The sequence below is a fragment of the Wenxinia saemankumensis genome (assembly GCF_900141735.1).
Classification (GTDB): Bacteria; Pseudomonadota; Alphaproteobacteria; order Rhodobacterales; family Rhodobacteraceae; genus Wenxinia; species Wenxinia saemankumensis.
In genome coordinates, this window is sequence record NZ_FQYO01000003.1 from 487223 (window position 1) to 501499 (window position 14277).

Sequence of the window (14277 nt, forward strand, 5' to 3'; positions counted from 1 at the left end):
CCGGGGTCCAGGCGGAGCGGGCACATGGAGAGAGAGACCCTCGCGGTCCTGCGGGACACGTTCGGATTCGACGCCTTCCGGCCCGGGCAGGAAGAGATTGTCGACGCCGTGACCGCCGGGCGCGACACGCTCGCCATCATGCCGACGGGCGGCGGCAAGTCGCTGTGCTTCCAGCTGCCGGCCCTGCTGCGCGGCGGCGTGACGGTCGTCATCTCCCCCCTCATCGCGCTGATGCGCGACCAGGTCCGCGGCCTGCGCGAGGCGGGGGTCGAGGCCGGGGCGCTCACCTCCGGCAACACGCCGGAGGAGACCGACGCGGTCTGGGACGCGCTGTCGGCCGGCCGGCTGAAGCTGCTCTACATGGCGCCCGAGCGGCTGGCCGTGGGGGGCGTGGTGCAGATGCTGTCCCGCGCGGGCGTCGGCCTGATCGCCGTGGACGAGGCGCATTGCGTCAGCCAGTGGGGCCACGACTTCCGGCCCGACTACCTGCGGATCGGCGACCTGCGCCGGGCGCTGGACGTGCCGCTCGCCGCGTTCACCGCCACGGCCGACGCCGAGACCCGCGAGGAGATCGTGCAGAAGCTCTTCGCCGGGCGCGAGCCGGCGATGTTCCTGCGCGGCTTCGACCGGCCGAACCTGCACCTCGCCTTCGCGGTCAAGGACTCTCCCCGCCGCCAGATCCTCGACTTCGCGGCGGCGCGGAAGGGGCAGTCGGGGATCGTCTATTGCGGCACGCGGGCCAAGACCGAGACGCTGGCCCAGGCCCTGCGCGAGGCGGGGCACGGCGCGATCAGCTATCACGGCGGGATGGAGGCCGAGGATCGCCGCGCCGCCGAGACGCGCTTCCAGCAGGAGGACGGGCTCATCGTCTGCGCCACGATCGCCTTCGGCATGGGGATCGACAAGCCGGACATCCGATGGGTCGCCCATGCCGACCTGCCCAAATCGGTCGAGGGCTACTACCAGGAGATCGGGCGCGCGGGCCGCGACGGCGCCCCGGCCGAGACGCTGACGCTCTACGGTCCCGAGGACATCCGCTTCCGCCGCAGCCAGATCGACGAGAGCCCCGCCCCGCTGGAGCGGCGGCAGGCCGATCACGGCCGGCTCAACGCCCTGCTCGGCCTGGCGGAGGCGACGCGGTGCCGGCGGCTGGAGCTGCTGTCCTATTTCGGCGAGACGCCGGAGGGCCCCTGCGGGCGCTGCGACCTGTGCGACAGCCCGCCTGAGACGTTCGACGCCACGACGCCGGTGCGGATGGCGCTGTCGGCCGCGCTGCGGACGGGCGAGACCTTCGGCGCGGGGCACCTGATCGACATCCTGATGGGCAACGCCACCGACAAGGTGCGCCAGCGCGGCCACGACGACCTGCCGACCTTCGGCGTCGGGAAGGAGACGTCGAAGCCCCAGTGGCAGGCGATCTTCCGGCAGATGCTGGGCCGCGACCTGATGCGCCCCGACCCCGAGCGCCACGGCGGCCTGCGGATGACCGAGGCGGCCCGCCCGGTGCTGAAGGGCGAGGCCGAGGTGATCCTGCGGCGCGACACGATCCGGTCTGCCAAGGCGGGACCGAAGGTGAAGGCGATGGTCGCTGAGGAGGACGCGCCGCTCCTGTCCGCGCTCAAGGCGAAACGCCGGTTCCTGGCCGAGCAGCAGGGTGTGCCGGCCTACATCATCTTCACCGACCGCACCCTGATCGAGATGGCCGAGACCCGGCCGGCCACGCTCGACGCGATGGCGAAGGTCGGCGGGGTGGGGGCCAAGAAGCTGGAGAGCTACGGCGCGGCCTTCCTGGAGGTGATCGCCGGCGCGGCGGAGGAGGTGCATCCCGCCCGCCGCAAGCTTGCCGGCCGCGCGGAGGGGGAGGTCTACGACCGCCTCGTCGCGGCGCAGGGCGACCTGGCGCGGGGCGAGAGCGGCCTCGACAAGCCGATGTCCTGCACCGCCGCGCAGCTGGCCCGGGTGGCCCGGTCGCGGCCCGCCGACCGCGACGCGCTGGTCCGGCTGCTGGGCGAGCGTCATGCCGAGCGGTTCGGCGACGCCTTCCTCGAGGCGATCCGCGGGGAGTAGGGCCGGGGCGGCGCGCCCGGGGTCCCGGGTCCGGCTGCGATCGGTCGGCACCTGTCCCGCGCTGTCCGGCGCGGGTGGGCGCGCATCGTGCGATGCCCGGCCCGCCCCCTCGCCCGGGGCCGGGCGGGGGCATGACGCCGGCGGGCGCAGAGGGGCCGGGGGGACTCGTCCGGTCCGGTCGGCGCGGGGTCTGTCCGGGACGGCCCGCCCAGAGACAGACAGGGTGGGCGCGCATCGTGCGATGCCCGGCCCGCCCCCTCGCCCGGGGCCGGGCGGGGCATGACGCCGGCGGGCGCAGAGGGGCCGGCGGGCCTCGTCCGGTCCGGTCTGCGCCGGGTCTGTCCGGGACGGCCCGCCCAGAGACAGACAGGGTGGGCGATCGGGCGGCCGCCGGGGCGGGCCTCACGGACCCGGCATGGGGCGCAGCCCGTCGTTGTCCCGAATCGGGCGGCGTGACAGGTTGGCGCCATTCTTCCTCCGGATTTCGACGATGACCCTGTTCCGCGCCGCCGCCCTCGCCCTCCTCGTCGCCGCCGCATCGGGGCTGGCCTCGGGCCGGGCGAGCGCGCAGGACGGGCCGGTGCCCGACCGGCACGTCGCGATCCGCGAGGACACGGACTTTCCCGGCGGCGATCGGTCGAGCTGGTTCGACACCACGCTCGACGCCTGCCAGGCGGCCTGCCTCGCCGACGAGGGCTGCGGCGCCTTCACCTACAACACCCGCTCCGCCGCGTGCTTCGTCAAGTCGGGCGGCGGTCCCGCCGCGCCCTTCCTCGGCGCGATCTCGGGCGAGGTGATCCGCACGGATCCCGCCGTGCTTGAGAGGGCGGCGCAGCGGGCGGCGGCGCTGTCCTTCCTCGCGCCGGAGGAGCTGACCGAGGCGCGCCGCCTCGCCCGGCGGATCGGGCGGACCCACCCGGCCAACGGCATGGCGCCCGGGGCGCTGATCGAGGCGGCGGATGCGCGGCGCGCCGCGGGCGACTGGCCGGGCGCGCTGCGGCTGACGGGGGCCGCCGTCTCTCTCACCGACCGGGCGGCGGAGTGGCGGGATTACGGCCTCGCCGCCGATGCGCTGCCGGCCGAGGACGAGGCCTACTGGAGCGCTGTGCCCGCCCTCGTGAACGCCTTCCTCCGCGCCGGGCCGCCGGAGGAGCAGGCCGCGATCCTCGCCGACATCGCCCGCGTGACCGAGGCGCGGGGCGACGGTCGCGCCGCCCTCACGGCCCTGCGCCGCGCGCAGGAGCTGGATCCCGGCACCGACCGGACGGAGGCGCTGGCCCGGCTGACCGGGCTCTACGGCTTCCGCGTCGTCGAGACCGAGGTGGAGAGCGACAATGCCGCCCCCCGCGTCTGCGTGGTCTTCAACGAGGATCTCGTCCCGGCCGGCGTCGATTACGATTCCTATGTCCGCCGCGCCGATCCTGCCCTCTCGGTCACGGTGAGCGGGCGCGAGCTGTGCCTCGACGGGCTGACCCACGGGGCGCAGGTGGACTTCGCCCTGCGCGCCGGCCTGCCCGCCGCGACGGGCGAGGTGCTGCCGGAGACGACGGAGCTGTCGCTCTACGTCCGCGACCGCGCGCCGGCCGTCCGCTTTCCCGGCCGCGCCTACATCCTGCCCGCCGCCGGCGAGCCGGCCCTGCCGCTCGACAGCGTCAATACCGGCGCGGCGGAGCTGCGGCTCTACCGGGTCTCGGACCGGGCCATCGTCTCGACGATGATCGAGGGGCTGTTCCGCGACCCGCTCTACGGTTGGCAGGAGGAGCAGTTCTCGGACGAGACGGGCGCGCTGATCTGGGAAGGGACGGTCGAGGTCCCGCAGGAGCTGAATGTCGAGCGGCGCAGCCGCATCCCCCTGTCCGAGCCGCTGGAGGGGGCGGAGCCGGGTCTCTTCGTCCTCGTCGCGGGGGTGCCGGGGCAGGATCCCTACGACGATCCGCCCGCGACGCAATGGTTCGTCCTGTCCGATCTCGGCCTGACGAGCTGGGCAGGATCGGACGGGCTGACGGTCGCGATCCGCTCGCTCGGCAGCGCGGCGGCGGTGCCGGGCGCCGAGGTCGAGCTGATCTCGACCGGGAACGCGGTGCTCGGCACCGCCACCGCCGATGCCGGGGGGATCGCCCGCTTTCCCGCCGGGCTGCTGCTCGGCACCGGGGCGGCGCGACCCCGGCTGGTGACGGCGCGGCTGGGCGACGACCTCGCCTTCCTGCCGCTCTCGGACCCCGCCTTCGACCTGTCCGACAGGGGGGTGGAGGGGCGGCCCGCCGCCGGGCCGATCGACGTCTTCCTCGCGACCGATCGCGGTGCCTACCGCGCGGGCGAGACGATCCACCTCACCGCGCTGATGCGCGACGCCGGGGCGCGGGCGGTGGAGGGGGTGCCGCTGACGGCGGTGCTCTACCGGCCCGACGGGATCGAGTATTCGCGGGTCGCCGGCCTCGAGGATCTGGCCGGCGGGCATGTCTTCGCCCTGCCGACCGGGACCGGCGCGCCGCGCGGCACCTGGCGGATCGAGACGCTGGCCGATCCGGGCGCCCCGCCGCTCGCCACGACGCGGGTGCTGGTCGAGGATTTCGTGCCCGAGCGGATCGACCTGGCGCTGTCCGCGCCGCCCGCCGCCCGTCCGGGCGCGGTGGTCCCGCTGGAGATCGAGGGCCGCTACCTGTTCGGCCCCCCCGCGCCGGACCTGCCGGCCGAGGGGGAGCTGCGCCTGGCCGCGGCGGAGACCGTCGCGGGATGGGAGGGCTGGACCTTCGGACTGGCCGACGCGCCGGTCCGCCCGGTGGTCGAGCCCTTCGTCGCGAGCGCCGCGACCGATGCCGCGGGCCGCGCCGTGATCGACGTGCCGATCCCCGCGCCGGAGGGGATCGCGCAGCCGCTGGAGGCGACCTTCGTCGCCCGGCTGACCGAGGGGTCGGGCCGGCCGGTCGAGCGGCGCCTGACCGTGCCGGTCCTGCCGGAGGGGCCGGTCATCGCGCTTCGCCCCGGCTTCGACGGCACCCTGCCCGAGGGCGGCGAGGCGGTGGTCGAGGTGGTCGCGCTCGGTCCCGACCTGGCCCCGACCGCGATGGACGTGACCTGGTCGGTCGAGCGGATCGAGACGGAGTATCAGTGGTACCGCACGACGGGATCCTGGTCGTGGGAGCCGGTGACGCGCCGCACCCGCGTCGCCACGGGCGAGCTGGCGCTGGACGGCGGGCCGGCCACGATCCGCGCGCCGGTCGAGTGGGGCCGCTACGAGCTGATCGTCGAGCGGGACGGCACGCCCTGGGCCGCCGCCTCCACCGCCTTCACGGCCGGGTGGTATGCCGCCGCGGGCGTCGAGGAGAGCCCGGACATGCTGGAGCTCTCGCTCGACGCCGAGACCTACACGCCCGGGGACACCGCGCGGCTGCGGATCGTGCCGCGCTATGCGGGGACCGCGCTGGTCAGCGTGCTGGCCGACCGGGTGATCGACCTGCGCGCCGTCGAGGTGGGCGCGGGCGAGACCGTGATCGAGCTGCCCGTGACCGAGGGCTGGGGCGCGGGCGCCTATGTCACCGCCAGCGTCATCCGCCCGATGGATGCCGAGGCGGGCCGCAACCCGGCCCGCGCGCTCGGCCTCGTCCATGCCGGGATCGATCCGGGGGACAGGGCGCTGGACGTGTCGCTCGAGGTACTGGGCGATCCCGCCCCGCGGACGCCGCTGGAGGTCGAGATCCGTGTGCCGGGCGGGGAGGGGGCCCATGTCACGCTCGCCGCCGTCGATGTCGGCATCCTGAACCTTACCGGGTTCGACGCGCCTGATCCGCAGGGCTGGTATTTCGGCCAGCGCCGGCTGGGGGTCGAGATGCGCGACGTCTACGGGCGGCTGATCGACGGGCTGACCGGCGAGATGGGGCGCCTGCGCTCGGGCGGCGATGCGATGGCGGGGCTGGAGGGGCAGGCCCCGCCGCCCGAGGATCTGGTCTCGTTCTTCGCCGGGCCGCTGGAGGTCGGGGCGGACGGGACGGCGCGCGCCAGTTTCGACCTGCCCGCCTTCGACGGCACGATCCGCCTGATGGCGGTGGCGTGGAGCCCGCGCGGGATCGGCCAGGCCAGCCGTGACGTGACGGTCAGCGACCCCGTCGCCCTGACGGCGAGCCTGCCCCGTCAGGTCGCACCGGGCGACCGCTCGCGCCTTCTGCTGGACCTCGTCCACGCGGAGGGGCCCACCGGGGAATTCGCGCTCGACATCCGCACCACCGGCGCCGAACTGGAGGGCGCCGTGCCCGCCATGGTCGTGCTGGAGGAGGGGGCGCGGGACGTGATCTCGCTGCCCTTCACGGCGGAAGGGCCGGGCAGAGCGAGCTTCGAGATCGGGCTGACCGATCCCGAGGGGGTCCGGACCGACCGGACGCTGACCCTTCCGGTCGGCTGGGGCGACCCCGAGATCGCGCGCGTCTCGCGCTTCACGCTGGATCCCGGCGGCAGCTTCGCCTTCGACGACACGCTGCTGGACGGGTTCAGGCCCGGCACAGGCAGTGCGACGCTCGCCGCCGGTCCCATCGGGCGGCTCGACGTGGCGGGGCTGGTCGCCGGGCTGGACCGCTATCCCTACGGCTGCACCGAACAGCTGACCTCTGGCCTCGCGCCGCTGCTGCACGTGCCCGGCGTGACCGCGGCGCTGGACCTCGGGGCCGAGGCGGCGCCAGGTCCCGGGGCGGAGGAGGCGATCCGCGCGATCCTCGCCAACCAGGCGGCGAACGGGGCGTTCGGCCTCTGGCGGCCGGACCCGCGCTCGCTCTGGCTCGACGCCTACGTGACCGACGTGCTGGGCGAGGCCCGCGATGCGGGCCTGCCCGTGCCCGACCGGGCCTGGGAGGCCGCGCTTGCCAACCTGCAGAACCAGGTCAATGCCGCCCCCGATTTCGAGAGCGGCGGCGGCGGCATCGCCTATGCGCTGCACGTCCTCGCCCGGGCCGGGCAGGCGGCGATCGGGGATCTGCGCTACTATGCCGACGCGCGGGCCGAGGCCTTCACCACGCCCATCGGCGCGGCGCAGCTCGGCGCGGCCCTCGCCGCCTACGGCGACCAGCGACGGGCCGACGCGATGTTCGCGCGCGCCGCCGCGCTGCTGGACCGGCCGGAAGGGGCGGGATGGCGCGACGATTTCGGCACGCCCCGCCGCGATGCCGCCGCCCTGCTCGCCCTGGCGGTCGAGGCGGGGAGCGAGGCGGTGGACCGGGAGGCGCTGGCCGCCCGGCTGGCCGGCGCCGACTACCCCGTCAGCCCGCAGGAGGCCGCCTGGCAGATCCGCGCCGCGGACGCGCTGGCCGGCGACGCGCCCGCGCTCGCGCTGACCCGGAACGGCGCCCCGCTGGATGCCGCGCCGGTGGAGCGGCGAGCGGCGGGCGATCCGCCCGTCACCTTCGGCAACCGCGGCGACGCGCCGGTCGAGCTGACCCTCACCGCCTTCGGCGTGCCCGAGATGCCGGGCCCCGCGCAGGGCACCGGCTGGACGATCGAGCGGCGCTACTACGCGCTGGACGGCACGCCCGCCCCGCCGGGCGAGGCGGCGGCGGGCGACCGGCTCGTCGCGGTGCTGACCGTCACGCCGCTCGGCCCGCAGGCGGGGCGGTTGATGGTGGCCGATCCGCTGCCGGGCGGGTTCGAGATCGACAACCCGAACCTGCTGCGCGGCGGCGACCTGTCGGGCCTCGCCTGGCTCGAGACCGTCACGCCCGAGACTGCGGAGTTCCGGCAGGATCGCTTCCTCGCCGCGGTGGACTGGCGGGGCGAGAGCTCGTTCCGCCTGGCGTACATCGTCCGGGCGGTGACGCCGGGATCCTATCACCACCCCGCGCCCAGCGTGGAGGACATGTACCGCCCCGAGCACCGCGCGGTCGGAGAGGCCGGCCGCCTCGTCGTGACGCCGTGAGGTGGCGCCGCGCGGCCGCGGCCGGGCCGGGGACCGGGGCCGGGACCGGGAGCGGGGCCGGGTCGGTCCAGACGCGGCGGCGGCGCGGATCCCGGCGGGCGGGCCGCCGGGGCGGCGGCGCGCTGTTCGCGCTCGCCCTGCTGCTCTGGGCCGGCGCGGTGGGGCGGGATGCCGTCGACCGCTGGATCGACGGGACGATCCTGCCGCCGCTCGCCACGTTCTACTCGACCGAGGTGCTGGCCCGCGACGGCACCCTGTTGCGGGCCTACACGGTGGACGGGGGCTACTGGCGGCTGTCGGTCCGGGGCGGAAGCGTCGATCCCGGCTATGTCGAGATGCTGATCGCCTACGAGGACGGCCGCTTCCGCAGCCATTCCGGGGTCGACTGGCAGGCCCTGGCCCGGGCCGCGTGGCAGGGGCTGCGGTCCGGGCGGATCGTCTCGGGCGGCTCGACCCTGACGATGCAGGTCGCCCGCCTGATCGAGGACGGCACGACCGGCGCCTGGGCCGGCAAGCTGCGCCAGATCCGCGTCGCGCTGGCGCTCGAGCGTCGCCTGGACAAGGACGCGATCCTCGCCCTCTACCTCGATCACGCGCCGTTCGGCGGCAATCTCGAAGGGGTGCGCGCCGCCTCCTACGCCTGGTTCGGCAAGCCGCCCTCCCGACTGACCGAGGCAGAGGCGGCGCTGCTCGTCGCGATCCCGCAGGCGCCGGAAAGCCGCCGCCCCGACCGCCATCCCGAGGCCGCCCACGCCGCGCGCGACCGGGTGCTCGCCCGGATGGTGCGGGACGGGGTGATCGATGCCGAGGCGGCGGAGGCCGCGCTGACCGAGCCTTCCCCGGACCGGCGCCGCGACTTCCCGATCCTGGCTGCGCATCTGGCCGACCGGCTGCGGGCCGAGGACCCCTTCGCCCCGGTGATCCGCACAACCATCGACGCCGCGCTGCAGGCCCGGCTGGAGGCGCTGGCGCGCGAGGCGGTGGCGGGCGGACCCGACCGGCTGCAGGCGGCGATCGTCGTGCTCGATCACCGCAGCGGCGAGATGCTCGCCTCGGTCGGCTCGGCCGGCTACGAGGACGATGCCCGGCTCGGCTATGTCGACATGACCCGGGCAATCCGCTCGCCCGGCTCGACGCTGAAGCCGTTGATCTACGGCCTCGGCTTCGACCGGGGCCTGATCCATCCCGAGACGCTGATCGCCGACCGGCCGACCGAGTTCGACGGCTACCGCCCGCAGAATTTCGACGGCCTCTTCCGCGGCGAGTTGCGGGTGCGGCAGGCGCTGCAATTGTCCCTCAACGTGCCGGCGGTGAGCGTGGCCGAGCGGGTGGGCGTGCCGCACCTGATGACCGCGCTGCGCCGGGCGGGGGCGACCCCCCGCCTGCCGGAGGGCTCGACCCCCGGACTCGCCGTGATCCTGGGCGGGCTCGGACTGACGCTCGAGGATCTCGCCCGGGTCCACGGCATGCTGGCGGATGGCGGGCGCGAGGTCGGCCTCCATGTGCTGGCGGGGGCCGAGCGGGGGCCGCGCCCGCAGGTGCTGGACCGCGCGGCCGCCTGGCAGGTGGGCGACATCCTGACCGGCACGCCGCGCCCGCCCGGCCTGTCGGGGGCGGAGATCGCCATCAAGACCGGCACGTCCTACGGGCATCGCGACGCCTGGGCGGCGGGCTGGGACGGCGACCACGTCGTGGCGGTCTGGATGGGACGGGCCGACGGCACCCCGGTGCCGGGCGCCTTCGGGGCCGATCTCGCCGCGCCGGTCCTCCTCGCCGCCTTCGAGCGGCTGGGCCGGGTCGCGCCGCTGCCCGCCCCGCCGCCCGAGACGCTGATCGTCGCGACCGCCGAGCTGCCGCCGCCGCTGCGCCGGTTCGGTCCCGGCGCGGCGGAATCGGGGCCCGTCGTCGACTTCCCCCCCGACGGCGCGGTCATCGAGGGGACCGGCGCCCTGCTGCGGGTCCGCGACGGGACCGGCCCCTTCGTCTGGCTGTCGAACGGGCGCCCCGTCGCGCGGACCCATCGCCGCGAGGTCTGGGTCGAGGATCTCGGGCCCGGCTTCGCCGCGCTCGCCGTGATCGACGCCGACGGGCGCAGCGCGCGGGCGGAGGTGGAACTGCGCTAGGCCCGGCCGCGAGGGGCTCCGCCCCGCTCGCTTCGCGAGCCCCCGGAGTATTTGGGGCAAGATAAGAGCAGGGGGGTAGCGGCGGCGGGCTAGAGCGCCTCCACCGCGAGCGCGATTCCCTGGCCGCCGCCGATGCACATCGTGACGATGGCGCGGGCGCCGCCGGTGCGGCGCAGCTCGTGCAGCGCCTTGACGGTCAGGATCGCGCCCGTCGCCCCGACCGGATGGCCGAGCGCGATGGCGCCCCCGTTCGGATTGACGCGCGCGGGGTCGAGGCCGAGCGCGCGGTTCACCGCGATGGCCTGCGCGGCGAAGGCCTCGTTCGATTCGATCACGTCGAAATCAGCCGCCTCCATCCCGATCCGCCTGAGCAGCATCTCGACCGCCGGGACGGGCCCGATGCCCATCACCTCGGGCCGGACGCCGGCCACGGCGGTGCCGAGGAGCCGGGCGCGGGGTTTCAGCCCGGCCCTCTCGGCCGCGCCCGCCCGGGCGAGGACGAGGGCGGCCGCGCCGTCGTTGATGCCGCTGGCATTTCCGGCGGTGACCGAGCCGTCCTTGCGGAAGGCGGGCTTCAGCGCGGCGAGCTTCTCGGCGGAGGTGTCCTTGGGATGCTCGTCGGTCTCGAACGGATGCTCGCCGGCGCGGGTCTTCAGCATCACCGGAACGATCTGGTCCGCGAAGCGTCCCTCGGCGATGGCGCGGGCGGCGCGCTGCTGGCTCTCCAGCGCGAAGGCGTCCTGATCCTCGCGGCTCACGGAATGCTCGGCCGCCACGTTCTCGGCCGTGATGCCCATGTGCCCGGTGCCGAAGGGGCAGTTCAGCGCCCCCAGCATCATGTCGAGCGCGGCGACGTCGCCCATCTTCGCGCCCCAGCGCTGGGACGGTACGATGAAGGGCGACCGCGACATGCTCTCGGCCCCGCCGGCCACGGCGAAATCGGCATCCCCGGCCATCAGCGCATGGGCGGCGGAGACGATCGCCTGCGCGCCCGACCCGCAGAGGCGGTTCACGTTCATCGCGGGCGTCGTGTCGGGGATGCCGGCCTCCATCGCCGCGACGCGGGCGAGGTACATGTCGCGCGGCTCGGTGTCGATGACATGGCCGAAGACGACGGTGCCGACCTGCCCGGGCTCGACCCCCGCGCGGGTCATCGCCGCGCGGGTGACGGTCGCGCCGAGATCCCCGGGCCGCAGCCCGGCGAGCGATCCGCCGAAGGTGCCGATCGCGGTCCGCACGCCGTCCAGGATCACGATGTCGTCCATGGGGGCCCCCTTTGTCATTCCTGCGCCCGAGGATACATCCGGGGGCAGGCCCGGCCAGAACAACGTGCCGTCATCGACCGAAGGGACCCCGACATGAGCGCATTCCTCGACGACATCGCCGGCCGGCTGGAGGAGATCCGCGGCGAGGGCCTGTGGAAGACCGAGCGCGAGATCACCACGCCGCAGGGCGGCCGGGTGCAGGTGGCGGGGCGCGAGGTCATCAACCTCTGCGCCAACAACTATCTCGGCCTCGCCGATCATCCCGATCTGGTGGCTGCGGCGAAGGACGGGATCGACGCCCATGGCTGGGGCATGGCGAGCGTCCGCTTCATCTGCGGCACGCAGGACATCCACACGCAGCTGGAAGAGCGGCTGGCGGCCTTTCTCGGGACCGAGGCCGCGATCCTCTTCGCCGCCTGCTTCGACGCGAACGGCGCGCTGTTCGAGCCGCTGCTGGGGCCGGAGGACGCGGTGATCTCCGACGCGCTGAACCACGCCTCGATCATCGACGGCATCCGGCTCTGCAAGGCGAAGCGGTTCCGCTACGCCAATTCCGACATGGCCGACCTGGAGGCGAAGCTGAAGGAGGCGCGGGAGGGCGGCGCACGCCACGTCATGATCGCGACGGACGGCGTCTTCTCGATGGACGGGTACCTTGCGGACCTGAAGGGCATCCGGGCGCTGGCGGACAGGTACGACGCGCTCGTCATGGTGGACGATTGCCACGCGACCGGCTTCATGGGGCCGAAGGGGGCGGGCACGCCCGCCCATGCCGGGGTGAGGGCCGACCTGCTGACCGGCACTCTGGGCAAGGCGCTGGGCGGCGCGCTCGGCGGATACATCGCCGGGCCCGCGCCGGTCATCGACCTGCTGCGCCAGCGGGCGCGGCCCTACCTCTTCTCCAACGCGCTCCCGCCCGCCGTGGTGATGGCCGGGATCCGCGCCATCGAGCTGGTGGAGCAGGGGGACGACCTGCGGGCGCGATTGTTCGAGAACACCGAATACTGGCGGCGTGGCCTCACTGACCTGGGGTTCGACCTGCTGCCGGGGGAGCATCCGATCGTGCCCGTCATGCTCTACGAGGCGAACAAGGCGCAGGACATGGCGAACGCGCTGTTCGAGCGGGGGGTCTACGTCTCGGGCTTCTTCTATCCCGTCGTGCCGAAGGGGAAGGCCCGCATCCGCACGCAGATGAACGCCGCCCTCACGCGGGCGGATCTCGACGAGGGACTCGCCGCGTTCGAGGCGGCGGGACGCGAGGTGGGCGCGATATGAGCGACGCGTCCTTGCGCATCTACGCCGAACGCGCCGGCCAGCTGGGGCAGGGCTACGACGCCGTGACCGCCGAGGACGTGCTGGCGCCGCTGGTGCCGGTCCTGCCGGAGCCGCCCGCATCGGTGCTCGATGTCGGGCCGGGAACGGGGCGGGACCTGGCCTGGTTCGCCGCCCGGGGCCACGACGTGACCGCGGCCGAGCCGGTCGCGGCGTTCCACGACGCGATCCGGGACAAGGTGCCGGGCGCCGCGCTGATCCCGGCCGGACTGCCGGGACTGGAGGGCGTGGACGGGCCGTTCGGCCTGATCCTCGCCAACCTCGTCTGGCACCATGTCGCGCCCGGGGACCGGGATGCAGGCATGGCGCGGATGGCGGGCCTGCTCGCCCCCGGCGGGCGGCTGATCCTCTGCCTGCGGCACGGGCAGGTGTTCCCCGATTCCGGGGTCTGGGCCACCGACACGGACGAGGAGGCCGCCCGCGCGGCGGCGCACGGCCTGCGCGAGATCCGCCGCGCCCCCGCCGCCGACCGCGGTCCCGTGGGGCAGGACGTCACCGCCACATGGCTGACCCTGGAGGCCCCCCGATGAGCAACATGATGCGCGCCCTGCAGAAGACGCAGGCGGGCGAGGGGCTCGAGATGACGCGCGTGCCGGTGCCCGAGATCGGCCCGGACGACGTGCTGATCCGGGTGAACAAGACCGGGATCTGCGGCACCGACATGCATATCTGGAACTGGGACGACTGGGCCGCGCGCACCGTGCCCGTCCCGCTGGTCACGGGCCACGAATTCGCGGGCGAGATCGTCGAGATCGGGCGCGACGTGACGGACCTGTCGGTCGGACAGCGCTGCTCCGGCGAGGGGCACCTGATCGGGCGGCACTCCCGCCAGTCCCGCGCGGGCAAGTTCCACCTCGACCCCGAGACGCGGGGCATCGGGGTGAACGAACAGGGCGCTTTCGCCGAGTACCTGCGCCTGCCCGCCTTCAACGTCGTGCCGCTGCCCGAGGCCATCGACGACGAGATCGGGGCGATCCTCGACCCGCTGGGCAACGCGGTCCACACCGCGCTCTCCTTCGACCTCGTCGGCGAGGACGTGCTGGTCACCGGCGCCGGACCCATCGGCATCATGGCCGCCGCCGTCGCCCGGCACGTCGGCGCGCGCCACGTCGTCATCACCGACGTGAACCCGGACCGCCTCGCCCTCGCCGCCCGCGTCGCGGACGTGGTCCCGGTGAACGTGGCGGAGGAGGAGCTGCGGGACGTCTTCCCCCGGCTCAGGATGAAGCAGGGCTTCGACGTGGGGCTGGAGATGAGCGGCAACCAGCGCGCGCTCGACCAGATGGTCGAGACGCTGACGATGGGCGGGCGGATCGCGCTGCTCGGCATTCCGCCGGGAAAGTCGCCGGTGGACTGGAGCCGCATCGTCTTCAAGGCGATCACGATCAAGGGCGTCTACGGGCGCGAGATCTTCGAGACCTGGTACAAGATGATCGCGATGCTGGAAAACGGGCTCGACGTGCGCGGGGTCATCACGCACCGCTTCGACGCCGGGGCGTTCCGCGAGGGCTTCGCCACGATGGGCGGCGGGGCGTCGGGCAAGGTGGTGCTGGACTGGACCGGGTAAGTCACCGCCCCGGATGAAACAAATCGT

Annotated in this window: 7 protein-coding genes; 6 read left to right on the forward strand and 1 reads right to left on the reverse strand. The window is 74.6% G+C overall.

The genetic code is table 11. The features are described from left to right. Nucleotides 1-24: 24 nt before the first annotated feature. The 3 genes from recQ (at nucleotide 25) to pbpC (ending at nucleotide 10086) form a co-directional block, all read left to right on the forward strand. Nucleotides 25-2067, forward strand: a complete 2043-nt coding sequence (gene recQ, locus BUE30_RS09980; protein ID WP_073329502.1) for a DNA helicase RecQ — start codon at nucleotides 25-27, stop codon at nucleotides 2065-2067. A gap of 490 nt (nucleotides 2068-2557) precedes the next feature. Further along, on the forward strand, nucleotides 2558-7963 hold the full coding sequence (locus BUE30_RS09985) for an alpha-2-macroglobulin family protein (protein ID WP_073329505.1): 5406 nt from the start codon (nucleotides 2558-2560) through the stop codon (nucleotides 7961-7963). A gap of 122 nt (nucleotides 7964-8085) precedes the next feature. Next, nucleotides 8086-10086 (forward strand): penicillin-binding protein 1C, encoded by a 2001-nt coding sequence (gene pbpC / locus BUE30_RS09990; RefSeq protein ID WP_073330308.1) that lies wholly within the window; start codon nucleotides 8086-8088, stop codon nucleotides 10084-10086. 89 nt (nucleotides 10087-10175) lie between these two features. On the opposite strand, the gene BUE30_RS09995 is transcribed toward pbpC, so the two are convergent. Then, complete coding sequence (locus BUE30_RS09995) at nucleotides 10176-11351, reverse strand: acetyl-CoA C-acyltransferase family protein (RefSeq protein ID WP_073329508.1); 1176 nt, start codon at nucleotides 11349-11351, stop codon at nucleotides 10176-10178. 93 nt (nucleotides 11352-11444) lie between these two features. Between BUE30_RS09995 and BUE30_RS10000 the strand changes: the two genes are divergently transcribed. Genes BUE30_RS10000 through tdh form a run of 3 tightly spaced genes read left to right on the forward strand, consistent with a single transcriptional unit; the run spans nucleotide 11445 to nucleotide 14250 of the window. Then, nucleotides 11445-12626 carry a glycine C-acetyltransferase gene (locus BUE30_RS10000; RefSeq protein WP_073329512.1) on the forward strand — a complete coding sequence of 394 codons (1182 nt, stop codon included), beginning with the start codon at nucleotides 11445-11447 and terminating at the stop codon, nucleotides 12624-12626. After that, nucleotides 12623-13213: a class I SAM-dependent methyltransferase gene (locus BUE30_RS10005; protein ID WP_073329514.1), complete on the forward strand. Its 591-nt coding sequence runs from the start codon at nucleotides 12623-12625 to the stop codon at nucleotides 13211-13213. Before BUE30_RS10000 ends, BUE30_RS10005 begins: the two co-directional genes overlap by 4 nt. Before the next feature lie 8 nt (nucleotides 13214-13221). Next, complete coding sequence (tdh, locus tag BUE30_RS10010) at nucleotides 13222-14250, forward strand: L-threonine 3-dehydrogenase (protein ID WP_212590720.1); 1029 nt, start codon at nucleotides 13222-13224, stop codon at nucleotides 14248-14250. Nucleotides 14251-14277 lie beyond the last annotated feature (27 nt).

Bases quoted from the DNA above. Each gene is read 5' to 3' on its own strand.
- recQ (WP_073329502.1), top strand. From the start codon at position 25: ATGGAGAGAGAGACCCTCGCGGTCCTGCGGGACACGTTCGGATTCGAC.
- BUE30_RS09985 (WP_073329505.1), top strand. From the start codon at position 2,558: ATGACCCTGTTCCGCGCCGCCGCCCTCGCCCTCCTCGTCGCCGCCGCA.
- BUE30_RS09995 (WP_073329508.1), bottom strand. From the start codon at position 11,351: ATGGACGACATCGTGATCCTGGACGGCGTGCGGACCGCGATCGGCACC.
- BUE30_RS10000 (WP_073329512.1), top strand. From the start codon at position 11,445: ATGAGCGCATTCCTCGACGACATCGCCGGCCGGCTGGAGGAGATCCGC.
- BUE30_RS10005 (WP_073329514.1), top strand. From the start codon at position 12,623: ATGAGCGACGCGTCCTTGCGCATCTACGCCGAACGCGCCGGCCAGCTG.
- tdh (WP_212590720.1), top strand. From the start codon at position 13,222: ATGCGCGCCCTGCAGAAGACGCAGGCGGGCGAGGGGCTCGAGATGACG.